Origin of the sequence: Bartonella sp. AP150HLJHH (assembly GCF_042196385.1) — a bacterium.
Taxonomy (GTDB): Bacteria; Pseudomonadota; Alphaproteobacteria; order Rhizobiales; family Rhizobiaceae; genus Bartonella.
Map to the genome: position 1 here is coordinate 1 of NZ_JBHIQC010000019.1, position 26,953 is coordinate 26,953.

Annotated in this window: 25 protein-coding genes, 3 tRNA genes and 4 pseudogenes; 7 read left to right on the forward strand and 25 right to left on the reverse strand. The window is 37.4% G+C overall.

What is annotated here, in order from left to right:
- From ACFING_RS07370 to rpsL, 4 genes and pseudogenes are all read right to left on the reverse strand, one after another.
- Positions 1-76: pseudogene (locus tag ACFING_RS07370) on the reverse strand (elongation factor Tu); the annotation flags it as partial.
- Positions 77-138: 62 nt separating this feature from the next.
- Positions 139-2,223, reverse strand: coding sequence for an elongation factor G (gene fusA, locus ACFING_RS07375; RefSeq protein ID WP_375607436.1), 2,085 nt, complete (start codon positions 2,221-2,223; stop codon positions 139-141).
- Positions 2,224-2,247: 24 nt separating this feature from the next.
- Positions 2,248-2,718 carry a 30S ribosomal protein S7 gene (gene rpsG / locus ACFING_RS07380; RefSeq protein WP_015856589.1) on the reverse strand — a complete coding sequence of 157 codons (471 nt, stop codon included), beginning with the start codon at positions 2,716-2,718 and terminating at the stop codon, positions 2,248-2,250.
- Between the two features lie 18 nt (positions 2,719-2,736).
- The gene (rpsL, locus tag ACFING_RS07385) at positions 2,737-3,108 is read right to left on the reverse strand and encodes a 30S ribosomal protein S12 (protein WP_005773262.1); all 372 of its coding nucleotides are present in this window, start codon (positions 3,106-3,108) and stop codon (positions 2,737-2,739) included.
- A 488-nt stretch (positions 3,109-3,596) separates the two neighbouring features.
- Here rpsL and xth point away from each other — a divergent pair, with 488 nt between their 5' ends.
- The 5 genes from xth (at position 3,597) to ACFING_RS07410 (ending at position 7,780) form a co-directional block, all read left to right on the forward strand.
- Positions 3,597-4,379: an exodeoxyribonuclease III gene (gene xth / locus ACFING_RS07390; protein WP_375621441.1), complete on the forward strand. Its 783-nt coding sequence runs from the start codon at positions 3,597-3,599 to the stop codon at positions 4,377-4,379.
- Between the two features lie 124 nt (positions 4,380-4,503).
- A complete protein-coding gene (locus tag ACFING_RS07395; RefSeq protein ID WP_375621442.1) occupies positions 4,504-5,409 on the forward strand; it encodes a transporter substrate-binding domain-containing protein in 906 nt (301 codons plus the stop codon).
- 141 nt (positions 5,410-5,550) lie between these two features.
- On the forward strand, positions 5,551-6,303 hold the full coding sequence (locus ACFING_RS07400) for an amino acid ABC transporter permease (protein WP_375612442.1): 753 nt from the start codon (positions 5,551-5,553) through the stop codon (positions 6,301-6,303).
- 2 nt (positions 6,304-6,305) lie between these two features.
- Positions 6,306-7,022, forward strand: coding sequence for an amino acid ABC transporter permease (locus tag ACFING_RS07405; protein WP_375630310.1), 717 nt, complete (start codon positions 6,306-6,308; stop codon positions 7,020-7,022).
- 11 nt (positions 7,023-7,033) lie between these two features.
- A complete protein-coding gene (locus tag ACFING_RS07410; protein ID WP_273791447.1) occupies positions 7,034-7,780 on the forward strand; it encodes an amino acid ABC transporter ATP-binding protein in 747 nt (248 codons plus the stop codon).
- A 102-nt stretch (positions 7,781-7,882) separates the two neighbouring features.
- Here the strand turns inward: ACFING_RS07410 and ACFING_RS07415 are convergent.
- From ACFING_RS07415 to ACFING_RS07440, 6 genes and pseudogenes are all read right to left on the reverse strand, one after another.
- A pseudogene (locus tag ACFING_RS07415) lies at positions 7,883-8,672 on the reverse strand (tetratricopeptide repeat protein).
- 1,041 nt (positions 8,673-9,713) lie between these two features.
- A complete protein-coding gene (locus ACFING_RS07420; protein WP_375630322.1) occupies positions 9,714-12,437 on the reverse strand; it encodes a valine--tRNA ligase in 2,724 nt (907 codons plus the stop codon).
- Positions 12,438-12,586: 149 nt separating this feature from the next.
- Positions 12,587-13,141 (reverse strand): DUF2497 domain-containing protein, encoded by a 555-nt coding sequence (locus tag ACFING_RS07425; RefSeq protein WP_375612445.1) that lies wholly within the window; start codon positions 13,139-13,141, stop codon positions 12,587-12,589.
- A 248-nt stretch (positions 13,142-13,389) separates the two neighbouring features.
- On the reverse strand, positions 13,390-14,682 hold the full coding sequence (locus ACFING_RS07430; RefSeq protein ID WP_375630311.1) for a TolC family outer membrane protein: 1,293 nt from the start codon (positions 14,680-14,682) through the stop codon (positions 13,390-13,392).
- A 66-nt stretch (positions 14,683-14,748) separates the two neighbouring features.
- Positions 14,749-15,423 carry a protein-L-isoaspartate O-methyltransferase gene (locus tag ACFING_RS07435; protein WP_375630312.1) on the reverse strand — a complete coding sequence of 225 codons (675 nt, stop codon included), beginning with the start codon at positions 15,421-15,423 and terminating at the stop codon, positions 14,749-14,751.
- 220 nt (positions 15,424-15,643) lie between these two features.
- Positions 15,644-15,717: transfer RNA gene (locus ACFING_RS07440), tRNA-Cys, on the reverse strand.
- 184 nt (positions 15,718-15,901) lie between these two features.
- On the opposite strand from ACFING_RS07440, the gene ACFING_RS07445 reads away from it, so the two are divergent.
- Positions 15,902-15,976, forward strand: a tRNA-Asn gene (locus ACFING_RS07445).
- A gap of 1,356 nt (positions 15,977-17,332) precedes the next feature.
- On the opposite strand, the gene ACFING_RS07450 is transcribed toward ACFING_RS07445, so the two are convergent.
- The 3 genes from ACFING_RS07450 to ilvA all read right to left on the reverse strand — a co-directional run bounded on the left by ACFING_RS07450 (position 17,333) and on the right by ilvA (position 20,842).
- Complete coding sequence (locus ACFING_RS07450) at positions 17,333-18,709, reverse strand: DEAD/DEAH box helicase (protein ID WP_375630313.1); 1,377 nt, start codon at positions 18,707-18,709, stop codon at positions 17,333-17,335.
- A gap of 290 nt (positions 18,710-18,999) precedes the next feature.
- On the reverse strand, positions 19,000-19,530 hold the full coding sequence (locus ACFING_RS07455; protein WP_375630323.1) for a hypothetical protein: 531 nt from the start codon (positions 19,528-19,530) through the stop codon (positions 19,000-19,002).
- 34 nt (positions 19,531-19,564) lie between these two features.
- Complete coding sequence (ilvA, locus tag ACFING_RS07460) at positions 19,565-20,842, reverse strand: threonine ammonia-lyase IlvA (protein WP_375630314.1); 1,278 nt, start codon at positions 20,840-20,842, stop codon at positions 19,565-19,567.
- A 146-nt stretch (positions 20,843-20,988) separates the two neighbouring features.
- Between ilvA and ACFING_RS07465 the strand changes: the two genes are divergently transcribed.
- Positions 20,989-21,074, forward strand: a tRNA-Leu gene (locus tag ACFING_RS07465).
- 249 nt (positions 21,075-21,323) lie between these two features.
- Here ACFING_RS07465 and ACFING_RS07470 read toward each other — a convergent pair.
- The 12 genes and pseudogenes from ACFING_RS07470 to ACFING_RS07525 form a co-directional block, all read right to left on the reverse strand.
- A pseudogene (locus tag ACFING_RS07470) lies at positions 21,324-21,914 on the reverse strand (antA/AntB antirepressor family protein).
- Between the two features lie 271 nt (positions 21,915-22,185).
- Positions 22,186-22,266 (reverse strand): annotated as a pseudogene (locus ACFING_RS07475) (integrase dna protein); the annotation flags it as partial.
- Between the two features lie 37 nt (positions 22,267-22,303).
- A complete protein-coding gene (locus ACFING_RS07480; protein WP_375630315.1) occupies positions 22,304-22,720 on the reverse strand; it encodes a hypothetical protein in 417 nt (138 codons plus the stop codon).
- Between the two features lie 116 nt (positions 22,721-22,836).
- Complete coding sequence (locus ACFING_RS07485) at positions 22,837-23,004, reverse strand: hypothetical protein (protein ID WP_375630316.1); 168 nt, start codon at positions 23,002-23,004, stop codon at positions 22,837-22,839.
- Between the two features lie 75 nt (positions 23,005-23,079).
- On the reverse strand, positions 23,080-23,346 hold the full coding sequence (locus tag ACFING_RS07490) for a helix-turn-helix transcriptional regulator (RefSeq protein WP_375630317.1): 267 nt from the start codon (positions 23,344-23,346) through the stop codon (positions 23,080-23,082).
- 82 nt (positions 23,347-23,428) lie between these two features.
- On the reverse strand, positions 23,429-24,052 hold the full coding sequence (locus ACFING_RS07495; RefSeq protein ID WP_375630318.1) for a lambda exonuclease family protein: 624 nt from the start codon (positions 24,050-24,052) through the stop codon (positions 23,429-23,431).
- Position 24,053: 1 nt separating this feature from the next.
- The gene (locus ACFING_RS07500) at positions 24,054-24,863 is read right to left on the reverse strand and encodes an ERF family protein (RefSeq protein ID WP_375630319.1); all 810 of its coding nucleotides are present in this window, start codon (positions 24,861-24,863) and stop codon (positions 24,054-24,056) included.
- Positions 24,864-25,104: 241 nt separating this feature from the next.
- Complete coding sequence (locus ACFING_RS07505) at positions 25,105-25,488, reverse strand: hypothetical protein (protein WP_273790346.1); 384 nt, start codon at positions 25,486-25,488, stop codon at positions 25,105-25,107.
- Positions 25,482-25,883 carry a hypothetical protein gene (locus ACFING_RS07510; protein ID WP_375630320.1) on the reverse strand — a complete coding sequence of 134 codons (402 nt, stop codon included), beginning with the start codon at positions 25,881-25,883 and terminating at the stop codon, positions 25,482-25,484. The genes ACFING_RS07505 and ACFING_RS07510 overlap by 7 nt, the downstream gene beginning before the upstream one ends.
- Complete coding sequence (locus tag ACFING_RS07515; RefSeq protein WP_375630321.1) at positions 25,883-26,422, reverse strand: hypothetical protein; 540 nt, start codon at positions 26,420-26,422, stop codon at positions 25,883-25,885. Before ACFING_RS07515 ends, ACFING_RS07510 begins: the two co-directional genes overlap by 1 nt.
- A gap of 12 nt (positions 26,423-26,434) precedes the next feature.
- Positions 26,435-26,752 (reverse strand): hypothetical protein, encoded by a 318-nt coding sequence (locus tag ACFING_RS07520; RefSeq protein WP_375607465.1) that lies wholly within the window; start codon positions 26,750-26,752, stop codon positions 26,435-26,437.
- A 12-nt stretch (positions 26,753-26,764) separates the two neighbouring features.
- Positions 26,765-26,953, reverse strand: a 189-nt coding sequence (locus ACFING_RS07525; protein ID WP_375629898.1) for a phage antirepressor KilAC domain-containing protein, incomplete at its 5' end; no start/stop codon positions are given.

Sequence of the window (26,953 nt, forward strand, 5' to 3'; positions counted from 1 at the left end):
TCTTCCCATGATCAACGTGACCAATCGTACCAATATTAACATGCGGTTTTGTTCGTTCAAACTTGCTCTTCGCCATTTGAGCTCTCCATTTTCCGTCCAAGCCAAGGACTAAGTTAAAAATTAATTACCAACCTGAAATTACGCGTATTTCTTTTGAATCTCCAAAGCAACAGCTGAAGGCACAGGCTCGTAATGATCAAACTGCATTGTATACTGCGCACGCCCCTGACTCATAGAGCGAAGAGTATTCACATAACCAAACATATTTGCCAAAGGAACCATTGCATTCACAACCGTTGCAATGCCGCGCGCTTCAGTTCCTGAAATCTGTCCCCGACGAGAATTGAGATCACCAATAACATCACCAACATAATCATCTGGTGTAACAACTTCCACCTTCATGATCGGCTCAAGAAGCTGTGCACCAGCCTTTTTTGCCCCATCACGAAAAGCCGCACGAGCAGCAATCTCAAAAGCCAAAACCGAAGAATCAACATCGTGATAGCCACCATCAATGAGAGTCGCTTTTACACCAAGCATAGGAAAGCCCGCAAGAGGACCTGACCCCATAACACTCTCAATCCCTTTTTGGACACCGGGAATATATTCTTTAGGAACAGCACCACCAACAATCTTTGACTCAAAAATAAAGTCATCACCATCATGAGGCTCAAAAACAATTTTCACACGAGCAAATTGACCTGCACCACCCGATTGTTTCTTATGCGTATAATCAATTTCCGCCATTTTAGTAATTGACTCACGATAAGCAACTTGAGGCTGCCCAACATTTGCTTCAACCTTAAACTCACGCCGCATACGATCAACAATAATATCAAGATGAAGCTCACCCATTCCAGCTATAATAGTCTGACCAGATTCCTCATCCGATTTAACACGAAATGAAGGATCTTCGGCTGCTAGACGGTTAAGAGCAATACCCATTTTTTCTTGATCTGCTTTTGTCTTCGGTTCAATTGCAATCTCAATAACAGGCTCTGGAAATTCCATCCTCTCCAAAATAACAGGCTTCAAAGGATCACAAAGAGTATCCCCTGTTGTCGTCTCCTTAAGTCCTGCAAGAGCAACAATATCACCAGCAAATGCTTCTTCAATATCCTCACGAGAATTTGAATGCATTTGAAGCATACGCCCCAAACGCTCTTTTTTCTTTTTCACAGTATTCTCAAGAGAAATACCTTTCTGAACTTTACCTGAGTAAATACGACAGAACGTCAATGAACCAACAAAAGGATCATTCATAATTTTAAAAGCAAGCATAGATAACGGAGCATCATCAGAAGATTCGCGTGTCGTCTCAGCCTCAGTCTTTACATCAATACCCTTAATCGCCGGAATATCAATTGGAGAAGGAAGATAGGAAACAACAGCATCCAAAAGTGGCTGCACCCCCTTGTTTTTAAAAGCCGTACCACAAAGAACCGGATGAAACTGAACTTCTACTGTCCCCCTACGAATGAGAGAAACAAGCTGCTCGTTGGTTGGCATAACACCTTCCAAATAAGCCTCTGTCGCAGCTTCATCAACCTCCACAGCCATCTCAATCAATTTCTCGCGATATTCTTCAGCTTTCTCCTTTAAATCAGAGGGAATTTCACTTATCACTGCCGAGGCACCAATAGAACCATCCCACTTTAAAGCCTTCATTTCTACAAGATCAACAACACCTTCAAAGTCATTTTCAGCACCAATCGGCAACTGCAAAACAAGCGCTTTAGCACCTAACCGAGAACCAACCATCTCCACACTACGATAAAAGTCAGCTCCTATTTTGTCCATTTTATTAACAAAAACCATACGAGGCACGCGATACTTCTCAGCTTGCCGCCAAACAGTTTCCGTCTGAGGCTCCACACCAGCATTTGCATCCAACAAGGCTATTGCACCATCAAGAACACGCAAAGAGCGCTCAACTTCAATCGTAAAATCAACGTGCCCTGGCGTATCAATAATATTAAAGCGACGCTTCCGACCATCTTGCCCTTCCCAAAATGTTGTTGTCGCAGCAGACGTAATCGTAATACCACGCTCCTGCTCCTGCTCCATCCAATCCATTGTAGAAGCACCATCATGGGTCTCGCCAATTTTATGATTCTTACCGGTATAGAACAGAATACGTTCAGTCATCGTAGTCTTACCAGCATCAATATGCGCCATAATACCAAAATTACGATAATCTTCAATTTTATATTCGCGAGCCATTATATTTGCCTTAGTTTAAAACTTCTACCAGCGATAGTGAGAAAAAGCACGATTAGCTTCAGCCATACGATGAACATCTTCACGCTTTTTCACGGCAGAACCACGATTATTAGCCGCATCCATCAATTCACCAGATAAACGCTCAATCATCGTCGTTTCATTTCGACCACGTGCCGCCGCAATCAACCAACGAATAGCAAGAGCCTGACGACGATCAGGACGAACATCAATCGGAACTTGATAAGTAGCGCCACCAACACGGCGTGAACGAACCTCAATGTGAGGAGCAACATTCTCTAAAGCTCGATGAAATAGAGCCACAGGATCTGTTTTTACTCTTTTTTCTACAGAATCGAGCGCACCATAAACAATACGCTCTGCAACTGATTTTTTACCATCAAACATAATGGCATTCATAAATTTCATAATAACCAAATCACCAAATTTTGGATCTGGATTAATCTCACGCTTTTCTGCTCTATGACGACGGGACATTGGCTTTGTCTCTCAATATTATTTTGGACGCTTCGCGCCATACTTTGAACGACGCTGTTTACGATTCTTGACACCCTGCGTATCAAGCAAACCACGAATAATGTGATAACGAACTCCTGGCAAATCTTTCACACGACCACCACGAATCATTACAACAGAGTGCTCTTGAAGATTATGTCCCTCTCCAGGAATATAACCAATCACCTCAAATCCATTCGTCAAGCGAATTTTAGCAACTTTACGAAGAGCAGAATTAGGTTTCTTCGGTGTTGTTGTATAAACACGCGTACAAACACCACGTTTCTGCGGATTCGACTGCAGAGCAGGAACCTTATTACGTTTAACTGGCGCCACACGCGGCTTGCGAATCAACTGGTTTACGGTAGGCATGCAACCTTCCTCTTTTCGATCTACATTCGTCTCACCCAATCGGGCTTTTCTATTTTCATTTCCATCCACCCCAACAAAATCGAAGCAGATATCTAAGTCTACACACAAAATCGGGCATACCTGTACAAAACAGTTTACCCGACCATAAGCAGAGAAGGCAATAGCCTTTTGCACTAGCATTTGCTTTTAATCTTCTTAACACCTGTGAATAATTTTCCGGCTCATATCCAAAACACCTGATTACATCCACATCGGTTATGTTCATTTCTAATAGCGAGAACACGTACATTCGTCAAGAACTAAACAGCAGAAAGTTTTTAAAAATGAAAATAAATTAAATTTTAAAGCTTTAAATTTGCTTTTACCGCTACTCTTGATAAATTAATTTACCATAGTAATATCCCCTATAAACAAAAAAACAGCGATGTGACTGTAGTAAAACATAGCAGTAAATTGAATTGCATATTTGATATCTAATGATGAGCACCATGAAAATAGCAACGTGGAATATTGCTGGAATAAAAGCGCGACATGAAACATTATGTCAATGGCTGCAGCAAAGCCAACCGGACATCGTCTGTTTACAGGAAATTAAAAGTATTGATGAAAATTTTCCACGCGATACAATTGAAAATTTAGGTTACCATATAGAAACACACGGACAAAAAAGTTTTAATGGCGTTGCGATTCTCTCTAAAAAAACACCAGATGAAGTGATCCGTCGATTACCAGGCAATGATAATGATAAACAAACACGTTACATTGAAGCTGTTTATTCAACAAACAAAGGTGTTGTTCGTGTTGCATCTCTCTATTTGCCAAATGGGAATCCTATTGAGAGTGAAAAATATTCCTATAAGATAGAATGGATGGAAAGATTATATACACATGCAAAATCATTGCTTGCGTATGAAGAACCTCTTATTCTAGCAGGTGATTATAATGTCATCCCCACTCCATTAGATGCAAAAAAACCTCAAGAATGGTATCAAGATGCCTTATTTCTTCGAGAAACAAGAAAAGCATTCCAACGTATTCTTCATTTAGGTTTTTATGATGCTATCCGGAATGTCACCGATACTCCCTCCTTCAGTTTTTGGGATTTTCAGGCAGGTGCTTGGCCTAAGAATAATGGGATTCGCATTGATCATTTATTATTATCACCAGAAGCTGTTGATCAATTAATTTGCGCTCATAGCCAAACAGAAGTAAGGGGATATCAAAAACCATCCGACCACGTTCCTGTTTGGATTCACCTTAATATCAATTAAGAAAGTAAAATCCTCATTTCATGAGACAACAAAAAAATTCCACTCAAAAATAATAACTATGCTACAGCATATAAACAGTATATCTTAAGCAAATAAAATAAAAATAAATGAATGGAGGACATAAATGAAGAAATCATTATTAATGCTTATTGCAGCAACGGCCATTGGATTCTCAAGTTTCGCGCATGCTGAACATGATACTCTTGAAAAAATAAAACGAACAGGGGAAATTACTTTAGGTGTCCGTGAATCATCTGGTTTAGCCTACGCCCTTGGTAATAATAAATATGTAGGTTTTCATACAGAAATGGCAGAACGGATCATTGATGATATCTCAAAAAAAATTGGTAAACCAATTAAAATTCATTATCTTCCCATCACTTCTCAAAATAGAATTCCTCTCTTAAAAAATAAAACCTATGATTTTGAGTGCGGCTCAACAACACATGATATTGCCCGCAGTAAAGAAGCAGCATTTGCTTATACGACATACATTGAAGAGGTTCGGATTGCTGTAAAGAAAAACTCTAACATTAAATCTCTTGAGGATTTAAATGGAAAAACAGTTGCAACGACCACCGGTACAACATCTGTTCAACTTATTCGTAAAAATAAACGTGCAAAAAACATTCAGTTTAAAGTTTTAAAGGGGAAAGATCACGGAGATAGTTTTTTATTATTAGAATCTGGTAAGGCAGATGCTTTTGTCATGGACGCTTCAATTCTTGCTGGACATATTGCTAAATCAAAGAATCCATCTGATTATGTCATTCTTGATACTGTACTTTCAGTCGAACCTATTGCCTGTATGCTCAGATTAAATGACAAAAAATTTGAACAAACAATCAACGATAGTATCGTACGTCAGATTAAAGATGAATCACTGGAAAAGCTTTATAATAAGTGGTTTATGAAACCGATCCCACCTGCTAACACTGTTATGAACCTTCCCTTATCAAAACAAACAAGATATGCTTGGGATCACCCAAATAATAAGCCTCGAGAAAGCTACGCAGAAAAAGATTTATAGAGTTTAATAAAGAAGAACCACACTCTTTTGAAATTGAGTGTGGTTTATATTTTAATTCACTTTTTAATAAATCTGGACTATGTAGATGCGCGTGGTTTATTGTCCTATTTGTGAATGACTAATTTGAGGGAATATCAATTAATGGACTTTTCTTTCCTTTGTAGAGATGACCTTACTCAAACATTGGTAACAGGATGCTTGGGAACTCCCGGCGTAAGTCATACCTATTTAGATACACTTCTCGATGGCTTAAAAAATACAATTATATTATCTATCACTTCACTTATATTAGCTGTATTGTGTGGTGTTATTATAGGAACAATGCGCACTTTACCCAAAACATCCATAATCAATTATATATTTCGCACTATCGGTACTATTTGGGTAGAGATTATGCGTAATATTCCCCTCCTTGTACAAGTGTTTTTGTGGTATTTTGTTGTTCCGAAGATTTATCCACCAGCGATGAAATTTTCCCCCATTCTCTTAATAACATGCGCATTGGGATTCTTTACATCTGCACGCATTGCTGAACAGGTTCGTTCAGGCATTGAAGCGATTCCTTCTGGACAACGCTATGCTGCTATGGCAATGGGATTTACAACTTATCAAAGTTATCGCTATATTATACTACCACGTGCTATACGTGCAATTATGCCACCTCTTACTTCAGAAGCAATGGGGATTGTGAAAAATTCATCTATAGCATTCGCCGTTTCAATAAATGAGCTCATGCAATTTCAATACCAAACAATTGAAGAAGTAAGCCATGTTTACGAAAATTATTTGCTTGTTACGATCCTTTATATTCTAATAGCCTTATTCGTATTCATTGTGATGACAGTCATTGAACAAATACTCAAAATTCCTAATTTTCAAACAAAGGGAAATTGAATATGATGAATTTCATAAGCTCTCAGTTTGGACTTTATTTTCCTTTCAATTTTTCCGACTTTGATTTTTCCTTTTTTACCTTTGATGTATTTCGTTCTTACATTTTATCAGGTTTACTCTTTAGCGTTTTTCTAACTCTTTTTGCAACGGTATTGGGGTTTGTTTTCGGCACACTTTTAGCAATGATGCGCCTTTCTTCCATAAAACTTTTTTCTTGGTTTGCAATCAGTTACATAACAGCTATGCGTTCAATACCACTTGTGATGGTTATCTTATGGTTTTTCGTGCTTCTGCCTTTTTTAACTGGTATATCCATTGGTGCAAATAAATCAGCACTCATTACCTTTACCGCATTTGAAACGGCTTATTTTGCTGAGATTATGCGTGCTGGAATCAATTCAGTTCCGCAAGGACAAAAATATGCAGGACAAGCTCTTGGAATGACATATTGGCAAAGTATGTACATTGTCATTCTTCCTCAAGCCTTTAGAGATATGCTTCCAGTCTTTTTAACACAAGTTATTATCCTTTTTCAGGATACAACCCTTGTTTATGCCATCAGTGGTCATAGCCTTTTGAATGGTTTTGATATTGCTGCTAATAATTTTGGTGTAAAGCAAGAAGCTTATATCTTAGCAGCTATTTTCTATTTTGTTATCTGTTTTACACTGTCACAAATAGTTTTGTATTTACAAAAAAAAGTATCCATTATTCGCTAACAGGAAAAAAAATGTCTACTCATATGATCGAAATAAAAAATGTTTCTAATTGGTATGGCGAAATTAAAGTCCTTAAAAACTGTACAACTAACATTAATAAAGGAGAAGTCGTTGTCGTTTGTGGTCCATCAGGCTCAGGAAAGTCAACACTCATTAAAACTATTAACGCTCTCGTCCCTTTTCAAAAAGGTGAAATTTGGATTAATGGAATACCAGTTCATTCAAAAAAAACGAATCTGCCTAAATTGCGAAGTCAGGTAGGAATGGTGTTTCAACACTTCGAGCTTTTCCCCCATTTATCTGTCACAGAAAATTTGACAATTGCACAAATCAAAGTCCTAAAACGAAGCAAAAAAGAAGCACTTGAACGTGGATTGTTATATCTTGAACGCGTTGGACTCATTGAACACAAAGATAAATATCCAGGTCAACTTTCTGGAGGGCAACAACAACGTGTTGCTATTGCACGTGCCTTAACTATGGATCCACTTGTCATGCTTTTTGATGAACCAACATCTGCTCTAGATCCTGAAATGGTAGGTGAAGTACTCGATGTCATGATTAGCTTAGCAGAAGAAGGTATGACGATGATTTGTGTAACCCATGAAATGGGATTTGCACAAAAAGTATCGGAGCGTGTTATTTTCATAGATCAAGGAACAATTCTTGAAGACTGCTCATCTAAAGAGTTCTTTTCTGATCCGCAAGCAAGAAAACCGAGAACGCAAGAATTTTTGTCTAAAATCCTAAGTCATTAGCCGTTAGATTATCAAAAAAAGCTATCTTTACTATGAACTTGTATACAAGAAAACAGAGTTTAATATAAGATGAGAGAATGTAAAAATATTACAATCAGATGTTTAAAAACTGTTATTCTTTAAAATCTCAGCAACCAGTGAAATTGCTGTACGTCTCTCAGATTCATTACAAAGAGCAAAAGCCTCTTCTTGCAAAGGGTGAATCCAATTTTCGTCTTTTACGTTAGCTTTTTATAGGCAGCAGTTAACATTGCTGCCCCACGGACAATTTTTCCTTCTTTAAGCAGTATATTTCCAAGCATTGCTTGGGCAGAAGGATTTTCTTTTTTTGCTGAAAGTTGAAACCATCGTGCTGCTTGTAAAGGATTTTTCTCCCTTCCCTCTCCCTTTAAAAATATTTTTCCTAAATGATACTGAGCTTTAGGATTTCCATAGTTTAGCGCAGCCTGCATATAAAGATGAGAAGCATAAGAAGGATCAGGTTTCACAGGTGATTGAGGAATACCTTTTTTTATATATCCGGCAAGTTTAATCAATGCATCAGAAACATAACTTTCATCCTCTGAACCAAGATCAGCACCTTTTTCAACAATATATGCAAAAAAATTATATGCCTTATAATCATTTTTAGGGACACCATCACCGTTTGCATAGATAGAGCCAAGTTTCCAATTCGCACCAATATAGCCTCTCTTAGCAGCACAACGTAATGCTGCAATAGCCTGAGTTATATGCCCATTTTTATAAACAGACATGCCACGTTTTAAAAAATAAAACGAACCATCATTCGCTTCTTGCAAGCTATTGACATCTATTACATAAACAGTCGAAAAGAATCCCTCTAAAATCACAACAATCGTGACTTTTTCCATATCTGAAACCTATTAACCATTCCCCCTACCTCAATTTTAATGATTATATCTGTTACAAATTTCTTTGTAGATATTTAAACTCTTTTTCTTAGTAAGAAGCATACGCAATTTTAAAGTAAAAATTTTAAAAGAAAAAACAAATAGATAAAAACCATCCAATAGGATTTATCGATCTTAAAATTTTATACGTATGAGCAAAAATCGTTCAATAGAATAACGTGCATTAAACAGCAACTTGAGAACGAAGAGAATACATGATGAATGGTAAACGTTTGAGTATAAAAAACAATACGAAAGATGGATAAATATAATGATGATAGTTAACTTATAACTTCACGACTGCCTTACCACCTTAAAGATGAAGTTTTTTGCCTCCGTCAATCTATAAACAATACAGCTTTTTGTTTAACGGATTGCACCTAACATCATTTCACATGGGGTTACTTCACACTTTACACACAAGTTTTACCTCAGAATACTCACCACTACATACAAAAAATACCACATATGTAATTTTACATGCCTTATATTGCTACTCTAAATGATGATATTTTACAGAAATAAAACAAGATATTGATTTTAATGATACTTTACCATTTTGCATGTTGAATGAGGACCTCGAATATCGTAAGATTCTCTCATTCCAAACTTGTTCCATGTTAAATCAATCAAAACCATCCGCTTGCACATTACAAGTAGAGAGAGCTATGTGGATAAAAACTCTGTGTAAGAAAGAACTAAAAATGCCTCTTACGAACGGTTTGAGCTAAGGGTTGTCCGGATATTGGACAGAATGGTGCCCCCAGCGCTTGTTACTTCACAAGCATAAAGAAGGGAAGCTCAATGGATTTACCGTTATACCATTCATGATCTACGTCGTGGAATAAGCTTGGATGCCTTAAAAGATGTCTCTTTAATGATAAACATAAAACAATGGATTTCAGTAGAGATTTTATGATCGTTCATGAAAAACTAACAAAAGAAAAAGTTTCCTTTTAAAGAAGATCTATACTAGCCCTACTGGTATGCAATTATCTATCAAAAAAAATAAAAAGTTGAAATCAATCTAACCGCTCTAAAGCAACAAATATTTTTTTCTGCGCTGCACGCAGTTCTACAACCCTATTCCGCTCACGCTCAACAATTTCTGCTTTTGCATTTGCTATAAATTGGGGGTTGTTTAACTTAAGCGATATTTTTTCAATATCTTGTTCAATTTTACTGACATCCTTCCTCAAACGAACACGTTCAGCCTCCAAATCAATCAACTGTCCTAATGGTAAACAAAAAACAGCCTCTCCCAAAATCATTTGTGCTGATACTTCCGGAACTTTATCAGAGAAATCAATAACTTCAATACGCGCTAATTTTTTAAGAAGTGCATCATAACGCTTCACACGCTCTCGCGTTACTTCCCCTCCTTCGACAACAACAAGAGGTGCTTGTGTAGCCACTGGAATATTCATTTCAAAACGTACAGACCGAATCCCTGTGACGACATCAATAAGCCAATTAATATCATCAGCAGCTTCTTCATCTATCAATGTTTCCTCTGGCCATTTTGTCAATGCGAGCATATCCTCACGCTTGATGGCTTGCGTTTCTGTAAGAGACCACAACTCTTCCGTCATATAAGGCATAAAAGGATGAAGAAGTTTATAAACTTCATCTAAAACCCAAGCAGTACAAGCTTGAGCCTCATTTTTAGCATCTTCATTTTTCCCCTGAAAAATAGGTTTGAGAAGCTCCAAATACCAATCACATAATGTATTCCAAATGAAACGGTAAAGAGTGGCAGCAGACTCATTAAATTTATAGTGTTCAATACCAGTCGTAACTGCTGAAATTGTTTTAGATAACTCTGTTAAAATCCAACGATTAAGCGCCAATTTTGCTTGTTCTGGTTTAAAAGCTGGATCATGCTTCACACCATTCATCTGTGCAAATCGGGTAGCATTCCACAATTTCGTAGCAAAATTACGATAACCAGCAATACGGGAAACATCAAGTTTTACATCACGACCTTGTGCTGCCATAATAGCTAAAGTAAACCGAAGTGCATCAGCACTATATTGATCAATAAGCTCTAAGGGATCAATAATATTTCCCTTTGATTTTGACATCTTTGCACCCTTTTGATCCCGTACAAGAGCATGCACATAAACCGTTGGGAAAGGAACGTCACCCATAAAGTGAAGTCCCATCATCATCATACGAGCAACCCAGAAAAAAATAATATCAAATCCTGTCACAGATAAAGATGTTGGGTAAAAAGTAGATAATTCAGTCGTTTTATTTGGCCATCCTAATGTTGAAAAAGGCCAAAGAGCTGATGAAAACCAAGTATCTAAAACATCCGGATCACGGATTAATTCAACAACCTCACCATAATGAGCAAAAGCTGAATCTAAAGCCTCTTTTTCACTTTTTTCAACAAAAACCGTTCCATCAGGACCATACCAAGCAGGAATCTGATGTCCCCACCATAATTGGCGAGAAATGCACCAAGGTTGAATATTTTCCATCCAATTGAAGTACGTCTTTTTCCAGTTATCGGGAACGAACTGCGTTTTGCCTTGTTGAACAGCCTCTATCGCTGGCTTTGCTAATTCAGCAGCATGAACATACCATTGATCTGTCAAAAAAGGCTCAATAGGGACACCACTGCGATCTCCATGAGGAACCATATGGGTATGATCATCGACAGAAGCTAAATATCCCTGTTCTTCCATCAAAGAAACAATCTTCTGGCGAGCAACAAAACGATCAGATTTATCGAGATTTTCTACTAACATTTTTAATTCATCTGATAAAATCAAACCATCGAAAAATGCTTCATTTTCACGAAGAAAAATCTCGGCTTTCTGAGTAAAAATATTAATCAAGCGTAAATGATTACGCTGTCCTACTTCAAAGTCATTAAAGTCATGAGCCGGTGTGATTTTTACAGCACCACTTCCAGCCTCAGGATCAGCATGGCTATCACCAACAATTAATAACCTACGACCAACAAGCGGCAAAAGAGCATTTTTACCGATAAGATTTTTATAACGCTCATCTTCAGGATTAACAGCAATTCCTGTATCACCAAGCATTGTTTCTGGTCGTGTTGTCGCCACTGTTATATAAGTTGTCGCATCATTTGGATCAAAAATTTTACCTTCAAGTGGATATCTAAAATGCCACAAATGTCCTTGAACTTCTTTTTGCTCAACTTCAAGATCTGAAATAGCTGTCAACAATTTAGGATCCCAATTGACGAGGCGCTTATCCCTATATATCAACCCTTGCTTATAAAGCGTGACAAAGACTTCACGAACCGCCTGCGACAACCCCTCATCCATTGTAAACCGCTCACGCGACCAATCACATGAAACCCCAAGGCGACGCAACTGGTTTGCAATAACGCCTCCAGTTTCATAACGCCATTCCCAAATACGCTCAATAAACTTTTCTCTCCCCATTTCTTGACGCGTTGGCTCTTGGCGTTCTGCAAGTTGACGCTCCACTACCATTTGCGTAGCAATCCCAGCATGATCCATACCAGGCTGCCACAACACATTTCTGCCACGCATCCGCTGAAATCTAACTATTATATCTTGAATTGTCGTATTGAGCGCATGCCCCATATGAAGTGAGCCCGTAACATTAGGAGGAGGAAGCATAACGCAAAAAGGTTCTGCACCGCTTTTAGAACCAGCTCCCGCTTTAAAAGCCCCACGAGTCTCCCATCTCTTTGCAACCCGTTGCTCTATAGAGGCAGCATCATAGTTTTTTTCTAACATTCTATCCATCCATAACGCCGCTGAAAAACACAATATACGATCAAAACCTGATCAGAATCTCGTGAATCTCAGCTATTCACTAGAGAGCTCGCAAAATCGCAAACAAAATCCCCATAAAATGAAAAACATAAAAATAATGTAAAAAATAATTAAGACGATTTTTTAATCGCCTTCACAATCTCTTCACGCAAAATATCTTCCAGCAAAATAGGCAATTTAGACTGTAACCATTCCGCTATAGCAGGACGCAACACATCCTTTGCAATCTTTTCTGCAGAAGAAATACAATATGCAGACAATTCCACATGACCATCCCTTCCAGCGTCTGACTGTGATTTCCTTATCTCATCTTCATATTCTTTTGCTTTATAAACAGAATTCCGTTCTTCAGAAGAAAGCTTCATCTTTTGCATATCCATACCAACTGTATTATTTTCTGCCTCTATATCCTCTTTCTCTTGCGTTATCTTCCCTCCTTGATTTTCAGAAGAAAGACCAATACGATCAGCTAAAGCTTTCATAGCATCATCAACCGATAAGGTTGTATCATAAATACCTTCGGATGCCACTTCTGAAGCATTCACTGCAACATCTTCATTTAAAAAGTGATCAGATTGAACCGCATTTTCTTCGATTATTTCACGAATAGATGTTAAAATTTCATCCATACTTGGCTCACGTAACACGCTTGAACTCTGTACCATACTTTACAACCTCTCAAAGACGCAACAACAAATAGAATCATATTTTCAGTGTATGCAAAAGAATTATAAGATCAACATGCCTCCTACGATATTTTCAAATATGCTTGTCATAAAGAGGGCGCTACACACAGTTTTCTACACTTATAAAAATAATATCTCGCCGCAATATCTTTCAACATATTCAACTGTTGATTTACTAATCTTTTAAAAACTAAAATAATTTAAGATTAAAGAGATACTTTTATACATTATCGGATATATTTAATTGTTTTTAAACCTAAATAACTCGCAGTCAATTTACCAATAGAAGACTGAACACTATAGCTCGCCACAACAGCATTACGCTCTGCCATTGCAAGCGCAATCTGAGCATTAATCAATAGAGTACGAGAATTTAAAACATCCAGCGTCGTTGCTTGCCCTACGCGATTTTCTTGAACACGACCTTTCAGAGCAATTTCAGCAGCACGAACACTTTCACGGTAAGCAACAACAGATGAGCGTGCGCCCTCCAACTGAAACCAAGCAGAAGTCAGTGCTTGCCTCGTATTACTATGCGCCAAATCGAGTTGAAGCTGCGCCTGTCCAAGCTGTTCCCTTGATTGGCGAATTTGCGCAGATGTACGCCCTCCTTCAAAGATTGGGACACTTACTGACAATCCTACAGATTTAGAAACGCCATCTTCTCCAACCCCGCTGTAGATTCGATTATAAGATGCTGTTGCAGAAAAATCAACTTTAGGGAGCAATGCCCCTTCTTTCGCCTTTACATTATAAGCACTCGCATCAACTAAATATTTAGCATAAAGGATTGCTGGATGCATCACAACGCTCATTTGGTAAGCCATATCAAGGTTGACGGGAAAATCTTTGGCTAGAGGTGGGCGTTTTAACTTTTCAGGATCAGAACCAATAACTTGTCGATACACTGCCTCTGCTGCTTTTACATCAGAACGAGCAAGACTCAGCTCTGAAACCGCCACGGAACGTGCAGCTTGAGCTTGAGCAAGATCAACATGCCCTCCTTCACCCACATCAAATTTTGCTTTATTAGAACGAACTTGTTCCTCAAGAGCTGCCAAATTTTCTCTCCGAAGATCGGCAACACGACGTGCGTGATAGACATTAGCATAAGCGGTCACCGCGTCTAGAAACGTATTTTGTTCAACATTACGAAGATATTCACGCTGAGCCTGCAACTTAACTTGAGCTGAAGAAAAGATATTTTGCGTGATAAAACCATCAAATAATCTTTGATTTAATCTCACTCCTATAGATCCAGAAGTGACATAAGGACCTGTAAAAGACTTATTGCGCCCATAGTTCCCAACCCCCTCAACTTGTGGCAATAGCCCCGATCGCGCAATGACAACATCATCACTGGATATACGCACAGCTGCACGTTCACTATTCAACTTAGCATTATATTTATAAGCCTTAGAAAAGGCATCCATCAATGTTTCAGCACAAACAGTCTCTGATAGTAAAACACTCAACACCAGCAATAAACACGCCTGAAACTTCTTGTTTACTCTAAACATAATACACACAATAACAAACCCCAAATAAATTACAAAATTATCTTTTATTCACAAAACAAACAAGCACTAAAACACAAAACCAGGTGTTTTGAAAAAACAAGGAAGAGGCTTTACAGCGAGATTAAAAGCACGACGAGCCGAGATGATCCCATCTTCTTTTATATAGATTTGTGCAACAGCAGCATTTCCATACCCTTCAACCACCACAAGACGTCCACAGTCTTTCATTTGATCAAAGATACCTTGAGGAATAAAATCAACAGATCCCTCAATGAAAATCACGTCATAAGGTCCCTCAACAGCATATCCTTGCTCTAATGGACCATGAACGACAACCACATTATCACATTGATTACGTTCTAAAGCTTCAAGAGCACGTTCAAAGAGAGATTTATTGCTTTCCAGCGCAATCACAGACCCTGCAAGTTTTGCAAGCAACGCTGCACAATAACCACTATTTGCACCAATATCTAAAACAACATCTGATGATTTTACAGCGGCAAGCTGTAGTAATTTCGCTAGAGACGCAGGTTTCATCAAATAGCGTGCAGGAACCCCATCTTGCACTGGACATAGAACAATATCAGTATCAAGATAACTTAACACTTTCATATCTTCCGATACAAAATCTTCACGAGATACCGTTAAAAAGGCTTCAAGAACTGATAAATCCGTTACATCGACTGTACGAATTTGATTGTCAACCATTTTGCGACGAAGCTCAGCAAAATCTGCAACCATAACGAATATTTTCTCCTAACCTACAAAAAACAAACAAAACAGCGACAATAAGGGATAAAGATCTCTTAAACTATGGGCGTTACAAAAAAGGATGCTACAGTCAACAATTAGATTTTAACTGTATAATCTCTCATACAAAAGTGTCTTCACAAGAATAGAGGGAAATAATCTATTTTCCTATACCTCATCTCCCTTAAAAGCCGTTTCGTTTAAAATCGGCTGGAGGCCTCGCCCGGAATCGAACCGGGATACAAGGATTTGCAGTCCTCTGCGTAACCATTCCGCCACGAGGCCTCGTCAACAAACATAAAGGTTTCAATAAGGGAAGGCAACGCATCCGTCAAGGTGTAGAAATCTTCTCTCGCCTTTTTTCCTCTTATTACACAATTTATCATATTTTTTAAAAAAAAGTAATTTTATCCTTTGCAAATCAGTATTGCTTTGCTATAGCCTTTTCAACGAGATGATTGGGCACCGTTCCCCGGTAGCTCAGCGGTAGAGCAACCGGCTGTTAACCGGTTGGTCGCTGGTTCGAATCCGGCCCGGGGAGCCACTTTTCTTTTATTCTACGTAATTTATTGTTTTTTCTAAAGTTTTTAGACATGAGGGATTCGTTAATAAAAGTAATGGAATAGGATTTTTGCAATAAAGTAGAAACACAATATCCTACCGGATGTATTTTTTGCAATGAACGCAAAAAGCTATTGATTCATTTTAAATACTTTTTTCAAACTACCGCGCCTTTATAAGAGGACACTGCAATTATTTGCACATTATAAATTACGATTTCTTTCATCAGAGATGAATTATTAAGCTTCATCAGCAATGAATCGGTCTCATATATTTTTTTCCAAAGAAAGAATGATTTGTACTCAATAAAGGAATTAAACTTAAAAACCTACTCATGAAGCAATCATTTTGAAAAATGAAAGAAACAACAATCAAGGTCATATATTATCTCCATACACCCCACATAACCTCCTCCCCATCCTAAAAGCAAAAAACATAAAACAAGTCTGTAAACACTCCGACGTCTTATCTAACAGGTTGTTCCTCCTGCTAACCACTTCAACGCTTTACAAACAACCTTGCCTTGGATATTCATCACACTGTCATAAAAAATTTAATGCATAAAGTTTTATAGGCTTTATATCCTCCCAAACTAATAGTGTTTTACAGTAAAAACAAAGATAACGAGCTAAATTGTTGAGAATCCTGAGAAAGCCTTCAGAAATCATGACATTCTCGCTATTGTATTATGCAGTCACACGCTTTTTTAAAGAGATATCTCTTAAATCCCCCAAGCCTCTTTCACAATGACTCCCGTAAATGGTATAAAATGAAATCGATTGATCAGCCCCATCTTTATTTATAATAAAAGCCATATCATCGTACTATTTTCCAACTCTCAATCTCAGCAATCCCCCATTGCCTTGGAAAGAGTTTATAAAAATTATTTTATTTATTTTTCAAATGATTATCTATATCACAACTTCACACATAACGTGCAAGCGAATACTTTTGATTGATCCGCATAAATAACTTAAAAATGAAAAAATACGATATAATGAATTATTAAATTATAAAACAATGAGTTATTATTAGACATCAATTTTTAAAATTAAAAGTTATCATTAAAGATAAAACACATCCTTTATAAAAATAGTTTTATATAAATAAAATCTACTTTTATTCCCATTAAAAAAATAGGAATAAAGCAAATAAATAATTTCCTCTACAATAAAGATTTTTAATAAATCCAAAAAGTTAGAAGTTTTCATTTCTAAAAAATGAAAACCTCTAAAGGATCTTCTTACTTTGACAAGAGTATTTTATAGCTCTTTTCAATTGAGAATAAATCAACAAAAGTAAAAAATCTCCAGTACATGATCTTTTTTCAAGACTTTATCTAAGCAGCCCTCTTAACTGATTTTCGAAAACGAAGAGGCTTTGCACGCTTTACTACTGTTTTTGCTTTTTTATGCCTCTCATTTTGAGGTGAAGAATTCTTCCGCTGCAACTGTGCGGTATCATCTTTTCGACCTAAAAACTGTTTTTGACGTTTATATTTTTTTAAACAGCGTTCCTTATCGTTTTCTTTACTTTCTCGCACAATTGGCTTTTCTGGAAACGCTGCAAATTGTTCTGGAACAGCCTCAGCCACCAATTTCATACGAATCAAGCGCTCAATAGCACGCAAGCGGGACCTTTCTATCTTCTCATCAAAAAGCGTAAGTGCTACACCAGATGCGCCATTACGTCCTGTACGACCAATACGATGTACATAACTTTCAGCTTCGTCTGGTAAGTCGTAATTAATAACGTGACTTATCCCTGGTATATCAATACCGCGTGCAGCAATATCTGTTGCCACTAGGATCTGCACAGATCTTTCACGAAAAGCTTTTAAAGCAGACTGGCGAGCACCTTGTGATTTATTTCCATGAATTGTTGCGACTAAATATCCTACCTTTTCTAAACTACGTGTGACAGCATCTGCCCCATGTTTCGTTCGAGTAAAAACAATAACCGAATCAAAAGCTGGATTTGTCAAAAGTTTACTTAAAACATTCTTTTTTTCATTCGTAGGAACACAATATAATTTTTGGCAAATCTCTACAGCCGTAGTACCTTGAGGAACAACTTCAATTTTAACCGGATCATTGAGTAAACATTTTGCAAGCACAGCAATTTCCCTCGGCATTGTTGCAGAAAAGAGTGCTGTCTGACGCTCTTGATGCAAAAGCTTTGCAATTTGCTTAACATCATGAATAAACCCCATATCCAACATACGATCTGCTTCATCCAAAATCAAAAAACGCGTTTGAGAAAGATCAACACACTTTTCACGAACAAGATCTCTTAAACGCCCTGGAGTCGCTATCAAAATATCCACACCTGCTTCCATACGTTTAATTTGTTTTAAACGTGATACGCCCCCAAAAATAAGACACGTCGAAAGATGCGCTCCTTTCGCCACAGTACGGATCGTTTCATCAATCTGAACAGCAAGTTCACGCGTTGGAGCTAAAATCAAAGCGCGTGCAGTTTTAGGACAGCGTTTATCACCCAAAGCCAAAATCTGACTTAAAATAGGTAAACCAAATGCCAAGGTTTTTCCAGAGCCTGTCTGAGCAACACCTAAAATATCGTGTCCTTTCAACATCACTGGAATAGCTTGTTCTTGTATAGGTTTAGGTTTACTCATCCCAGCAATGAGTAAATTTTTAATCAAAAGAGTAGGTAAACCTAACTTTGTAAAAACATTTTCTTCTTTTATAGGCAAAATAAAATCTTTCCTTAGCTGAAGAACTCAAAAGAAGTAACCATCTGAACTCTCCACTCAAGAATCCGCGCAAGAGAAATCCCTGACATTTTAAATGAAGCAACGCCTAAAAAGCGGCTTGCGCAACTTATGAACACCTTGAAATCAAGATAAAGGCGTATAAACTTCACTTTACAAAAAGCCAACAAACCAGCCTAAATGCCTTCATCTCTATTATCTTTGGATTATGATAAAAAAGCAAGAACTTTACGAAATACATTTATCATGAATAAAAACAATATTTAGATCGTTTACTTTTTGATGATTGTGTCCATCGGTAAATGTACCTTGATAAAATCAGGATAAATCTCGAGAAAAACTGGATTTTGTAAAGTTTTTTGACCGCCATAAATTAAATACCATTGGTTTTTATCAAAAATCGCCAAAGTTTTATATTGAATGATGCGATCTTTCATCTCAAGAACTGTTGGAATTAAAGCATACACAGTACCGTTATCAGTTTGTAAATACTCTATATTTTCTTTATCTAAATAATAAGCACCAGAAGGCAAACCCTCAAATTTCCTATGCAACTGTTGAAGAAAATCACTACGTAAAGCACTCTCTGTTGTATTCAATCGACGTGCCATCTCTTTATAAAGCCGCTCAGGCATATAACGAGAAATAGACGCAAAATCCCCATTTTTTATAGCATTATTGACATCAACAACGACACTTGAAAGTTCATCTTTTTGTACTATTGTTGGCTGAGATGCTAAACTCTGTTGATTAACAATCAAAAAGAAAAATAGACTCAGCACCGAATAAAAAATAGGTTTCATCATTATACTTCTTTTTTAATAAAATTTCAGTTTTTCAAATAACAAAATCAAATAACGTTTGATCATCAGTAATATCACGGTAACGCCAACCTAACATTTGAAATTTTTCCTCTAAAAGACAAAAATTACCGTATTTTTTTGTTTCAATCGCAACCAATACAGAACCAAAGTTTCTCGCTGATTTTTTAAGATATTCAAAACGCACAATATCATCATCTGGTGATAATGTAGAAAGAAAATGACGCAATGCACCAGGATGTTGCGGAAAACTAAAAATAAAATATTTTCTCAACCCTTGGAAACGTAAAGAACGCTCTTTAATTTCTGGCAAACGCTCAAAATCAAAATTACCTCCTGAAATAACGAGAAGAATTTTTTTCCCCTTTAACTCTTGAGGAGGAATACTGTTAAGCGCATCAATCGATAAAGCACCAGCCGGTTCAAGAACCACACCTTCAACATTAAGCATTTCAACCATCGTAGAACAAACGCGGTTTTCAGGAACCGTAATGACAGAATCAGGGGGAAATTGCTTTAAAATTGTATAGTTTAGAGCACCAATTTCAGCCACAGCAGCACCATCTACAAAAGTGTCAATGCTTTCAAGCTTGACGCGTTTTCCACTCTCCAAACAAGCAAGCAAACTTGCAGCTCTTTGCGGCTCAACAAAACGAAGCTTTGTTTTCCAACCATATTCATGTAAAAACTTGCTCACTCCACTTGCCAAACCACCACCCCCTACCGGCACAATCATCAAATCTGGCTCACTTTCTCCATTGAGTTTTTTCCATTGTAAAGCAGCTTCACAAAGCACTGTTGCCTGCCCTGTAATAATGCGAATATCATCGAAAGGTGGAGCCATTACACCACCGCTCTCTACGACAAAGGATTGCGCAGCTTCATAACATTGATCAAATGTTTCACCAACCAAACGAATATCAATGAATTCTTTACCAAAAATACGTGTTTTTTCAATTTTTTGTTGTGGCGTTGTCATAGGCATAAAAATCACGCCTTTACGTTTAAAATAACGACAAACAAAAGAAACCCCTTGCGCGTGATTCCCTGCTGAAGCGCAAACAAATGCAGAATCTGGTGATATACTACTAAGCATTTCTGAAACAAAATTGAAAGCACCACGAATCTTATAAGACCGCACCGGTGTTAAATCTTCACGCTTTAAATAAATTTCTGCATCATACTTTTGACTAAGAAAATCATTTCTTTGAAGTGGTGTTTCAGCAAACACGTGATGCAATCCCACCATAGCTTTTGTGACGTCTTGAATAAATTGACTCATAACACTAATCATTTCATACTTTATTTACATTATAAAAGCTTTTTCTATCGATAACGGAAACTATTGTCAGTCAAAATTTCACTAAAAAATGAAAAATGTTTCTTTTGTCATTAATTCTTGATTCAATAAAAGATATAGCTTATGAGAGAACTCACATCGCGGACGTGATGAAAACGGTAAACATAGCAGACTTAAAATCTGCCGGTCGAAGACCTTGCGGGTTCAAGTCCCGCCGTCCGCACCACGATATGTGGATTTCCCCTTATTTTTCAGTAATTTATTAGAAATTAGAAAAAATTAAACCACCTTCTAAACCACCTTTTAAAACCCTATCATAACGCTATCAGATGGTATTGAGATAGTACTAAAATACGAATCATTGCTGCTTTTTTGAGGCATATTTTGGAACTAAATCACCATACCATGTTTTGCTTCGACTCCCCAATTCCCCTCCCCGCCATAAAAGACGAGGAGATAGAATCAATTTTCCAAACTAAGCAGCTTTCGTAACAGACCTTGCTAAAACCCGCTTAGCTTCTTTAATGAGAGCTTTATATTTTCTATTCTCTTCATCGACTCTAAAAGCATCAACAAGACGCACATGGATAGGACCTAAAAGATACAAAGCTTTTTCACCAGCACTCATACCCTCCCAATGGCTTGGTAAATCAAAGCGTGTATCATTATCATAATCAACAGATTAGCTTTTTAACTTTTTCTCACACTCAATAAAGTAACGACGAGCTTGTCTGCCTTTCTCATTGCGTTCAACCATGGAAAGCTCTTTTGCCATGTCTAGAGTGAGGTGATATTCGATACTTGGACGACCACCTTTAGGTTTCGGTAAATTTTTACCGAAACTCATAACACCTTGATTTTCTTGATGGGCATTAGGTTTTACTAAATTTTTAGTAAAACTCACAAAGTCCTTATTTTCTAGGAAACCGTATTCTTTAATACGATTAATAATCCAATCGTTAAAACGAGATGTGACCTTCAAAAACGTATGCAACTCACGTGCATTTACTGTTTGAACTATTTCTTGATCAATTGTTTGTTCCGTAATTTTTATAAGAATGTTCATAATGAACTCCTATCGATTAGAGGTTTCTTATTGACATTCCAGAGGAATGCCGGGCGCTAAGAAACACGGTCGATAGTCCGTCGCTATGCTTTCCCCATAAGGGTATTGTATGGCATAGCTACACCCGACAAAACCTTTATATGCTACACGCATACAACGAGTCAAAGTCTTTAAGGCGCGGAGAAAAGATTGTTTCGGCAATCTATCCGCTATCGATTCAAGATGTTTCTTAGGCACCTGATTCGACAATAGACACATTGTTATAATCCTGTCAAGTCGCTCCTGTTATAAATGCAGCCCACTGTTCCAAGAGAGCATGGCGTTGTTCCAAAAAATCTGTCCGCATATAAGCTATTACCTATCCCATACAGCATTTTGATTGTTGATAATCAATGGCAAAACGGAGTGTTGATATTGAGAAGTTTTATTATACCGTCATTTTTACAAAACGAACTGTTTAAGCGTCTCTCAACACTTCTTTGAGTCCCGACAGAACCAAGAGGATCCACCGGAATCCTATCATCTTTACAATTTTCACACCATTTCCCACCTTTAATTTTATGGTGAAATCCTGATTGGATCATACAAGTATGAATCATCGACCATTCATTAAGTCCTAATTTGCTATTGTCTCTATCACTACTATAAGGAGATAGCGCACCACACTCCAACAGTGCTTTTCCTACCTCAGTAGAGTTTACACCTGGCTTTTCCCATATAACAAAGTACGTTGAAGGAGGCTTTGAGTTACATCCAGCCATATTTAATAAAGCTATACAGCTTAATAATTTTAAAGTTTGTTTCATTTTTCCCCTTTTTTAATGGATTTATTGACTATGAGAAGGCTTTAAAGCCTGTTGATGATTCTTATCTCCATTTTTTAAATTTGTCACTGAACTTCCAGCAAATAGCCCCCCCTTTTTCAAAAGGGTGAGATTTCAAATCCAACCCTTACAAATTTTTGAAAGTCTTCAATATTTTGACGTACAAGCTTTATAACTGTAGCGTGGCTATTCCCCATACCCTCTGCAATTTTTAAAGAGATCGTGATGGTAATACCATCATTATCGATTGTCACTAAATTATTCATGATCAAACTATTATCAATAATTTTCTGTCATTTTTGTTAATCTTCACTATGAGTAATTCGTAATTTTGGACCTCTTCAAGATAATTCTATTGAATCTCTTTCAGTTTTTTTGGCTTCAATATAACGGTCAATTTCAACAAGATCCCATTTTAAGTATCGCCCTTCTTGTATAGGCTTAGGAAAAGCTCCTATTTTTACAAGCTCTCTAATGTAGGTCATTGACATTCCGAGATAAATTGAAAGATCTTGTATATTGACAAGCCGTTGCAAACGCATCGACAGTAAAGCTTGTTCGAATAAGCTTATTTTTTCTATTGAGGCAATTAATTTTTCTTCGTTCATTTGAATCTTTCCTTATTATCGATGTGTTGAGAATAATTATAAATGAGCGGGGGTGCTGGGAGGAGAGAGCACCCCCATAACTTCAAGCTGCTTGTGTCAAGATCCGTTTCATGTCTTGCTCTATTTCTGCTAAAAACGTCTCGACAGCTTTATTAATTTCTTCAATGTATTTTTCATCACGGTCAACGCGTTTAATTTTCATGCGTAAGTATGTTGATTGCCTCGTAAAACGTGGGTCATAACTGATAAAATCACACCATTTTCGTCCCGTACAAGCCATTTGGAATTGTATTTGCGCGCTATATTCAGGCTTTATAGTGTCATCTATAAAGAAGCGTAAATGGTTTGGGGATTGTGGGCATTTGACTTCAACTAAACCGTCATCACTAACAAACCCATCAGGACTAGCCCCCGCCATTTGGATTGTGGGGTGTTGGATAAAACCGCATTGAGAGACTTCAGTATCATAAATGAATGCATATTCTTTCAAGGCATCTTCTTCATGTTCAATGCCCCATTGCATAGCAGGTGTTGTATAAAATTGGCTTACTTCTTCTGTTAAACGCTCTGTCATAAGCTTAATTTTATAGTCTTCATATTTGCTTGTAGGGGTTCCCTTTGCTGTTTTACTGAGTACGTTGTAAACGTTTGATGCGGTGACTTTTCCCAAGCGGGACTGAAACCATTGTGCTGTTCTTTGTTCCATTTCACACCGCCGTTTGTTGTTGAGTTGGTGCATATTCAATATCTTGTATAGGTGCATCTAATTGCTCTTGTTGTGCTTTATTCATTTGCTTTCGCTGCTTTTTTTTCAAAGCAAACAAAGCGGTTTGTGCTTGTTTAAAAGACATATCTTTTAGATTTTTTACTCCTATGAAAGAGAGAAGCCTACTTTCTTCAGATTGTGTTTTTTTAATTAATTCTTTGATTTCATTCATCTGTTCAGAAGAGATACCCGCAAGAAGTGTTATTCCATCTGTATCGTCTTCTTTTCTTGCAACATTAAGAAGCATGCCTAAGAGATATCTACGTGCGTAGCTTATAGTAGAACCAACCGCTTGTGTGTTATTTTTGCTTCCCGTAGCATCAATGGGAAATGTTCCTTGTGTTGATATTTCATTGCCCGATATATGCTTTAAAGTCATTTCTACAGTTATGTCATTTGAACTCTGGTCTTTGATACGAGAGAACAAGGCAAAGTGATGTTTTGCAAGAGGTTCTTTAATAGCATCAATATATTTATCAAGCGTTGTATAGAGGCTTTTAGTATGTGTATTAATGGCATTTTGTTCGATATTTTTATATTCCACTTGTATAGTAGAAAGATCACGGACAAAGTTTTGACACTCTTGTCGTTCTATCTCCTTTTCTCGCAATTCAAGAAGACGCTTGAGACGATCCATATCGACATCATTTTCTAAAGCTCTTTCTAAAATAAGCTCCATAGCTGTAGGTTTGATTTCACAATCGTTCGTTTTTTCCACTAATTCCGTTTGTGTGGTACTTAGTTCACTCATCTTGATTTCCTCCTATTTGAGCGCAATTCCCCCGTGGCGTGAATCACGCATGTGTTAAAAGTTGGTTTGGTTGTTAGAGTTTGGATTTTATAGGCTGCATTATGTCTTCAGAAATTATGGTATCTACATAAGGCTCGTCTTTATACCCAGAGATAGTGATACAAAGTTCACCTAGATTGTGAGTATTTCTCACAACTAACTGTGCACACAAGGTAGGTTTAATTCCATATTTATACATGATTTATTTTTTCTCGTTTGTTGTGATACGGCTTTCTCCGCAGATCTCTGAATCTCCGTAAATTTTTGCGTCGCCATAAACTCTTGCATTGGGATAAACAATTGCATTTCCGTAAATCTGTGCGTTTTCAAAAATGCGACCACCACCATATACTCGGGCGTTATTATAAATTTTTGCATTGTCATAAATTTTTGAACCCCAAGTAACACAAGCATTATCATAGACCCAGCAATTGCCATCATGAGAGAGATTGCTTTCATTTTCTATAAAGCCCCCAAGGTCCCCAGCCTTAACATCATCAAAATCTCTTAAAGCACGAATGCGGTACAATGTATGGCAACTTACAATATCGGTGGTTTCATTAGTCAATTCGTATTTTTTCACCATGCTTTTTCTCCAGTGGACATGACTTTATCGCCATCAATATCCGCATCACGATAAATTTTTGCGTCGCCATAAATACGTGCATTACCGGAAACTGTTGCCATTCCATAAACTTCGGCAAAACCGTAAACATGTGCATTATGTTTAATTCGTGCACTACCATAAACTACAGCATCATCATAAACTTGAGCATTATCGTAAACGCAAGCACAAGATAAGACGAATGCATTACCACCTACCCAGCAATTACCATGATGCGATAGGTTGTTTTCATGTTCTATAAAGCCGCCTAAATTACCTTTTTTAATAACTCCAAAGTCTCTTAAAGCGCGGATACGGTGAAGAGTTACCCCTTTAAACTCAGCTTTCTCATCAGTAAGTTCGTACTTCTTTTCCATTAGTTTGCTCCAGTGGATATTCTGCTATTGCTGCCAATCCAATCTTCACAACGTAAATCCGCATCACCGTAAATTTTTACATTTCCGTAAATGTGTGTATTACCGCCAACTTTTGCATTTCCATAAACGCTTGCCTTATCGTAAACATATGCTTCATAATAAACATGAGAATTGCCATAAACATGTGCATGATCAAAAACTTTAGCGTCACCGTAAACGTATGCATCACCGTAAATTTCTGCATAATTGTAAACTTTTGCTTCATCAGAAACGAGTGCATCTCCATAAACCCGCGCATCACCATAAACATAGGCATAACCGGAAATATGTGCATTTTGATAAACACGAGCATTATCATAAACCCTAGCATAATCTCCAACCCAACAATCGCCCCCATGACTAAGATTGCCTTCCTTTTCAATAAAACCGCCAAGGTCACCTTTTTTGACATTTCCAAAATTTTTTAATGCACGTATGCGGTAAAGCGTGCGTCCGCCAACTTCATCCATTTCATCAGTCAATTCGTATTTTTTTTCCATGATTTATCCCCCCTACCTTAAAATAGCGTCACTTCCATAAAATGCTGTATCGCCGGCTACTATGGCATTACCACGAACTTTTGCGTTATTATAAACTTCGGCATCATCATAAACCTTCGCATTTTCAGAGATATATGCATTTTGATAAATACAAGCATTGCCTCCAACCCAGCAATTATCATCATGGCTAAGATTCCATTCACTCTCGACAAAGCCTCCAAGGTCGCCTTCTTTGACATCATCAAAATCTTTTAAGGCGCGTATGCGATAAAGCGTTATTCCATCAATTTTGATTGTTTCATCAGTGAGTTTATATTTCTTTTTTATCATGATAACCTCCTCTTAATGCATGCTTTGTCTTTTAAGCTCTTGAGACAGCACACCAATTCCTTTTGCTGTGATTTTTGCGCAAGGAATGACTTTTTCTATTCCACTTGCGGTTTGAAGTGTGATAGTTGGACAATCCATAAGTTTCTTTTGGATTTTGTCTTGATAAGGAAGCAAATTTCCACCTGCTGCTCGTCTGTAAAC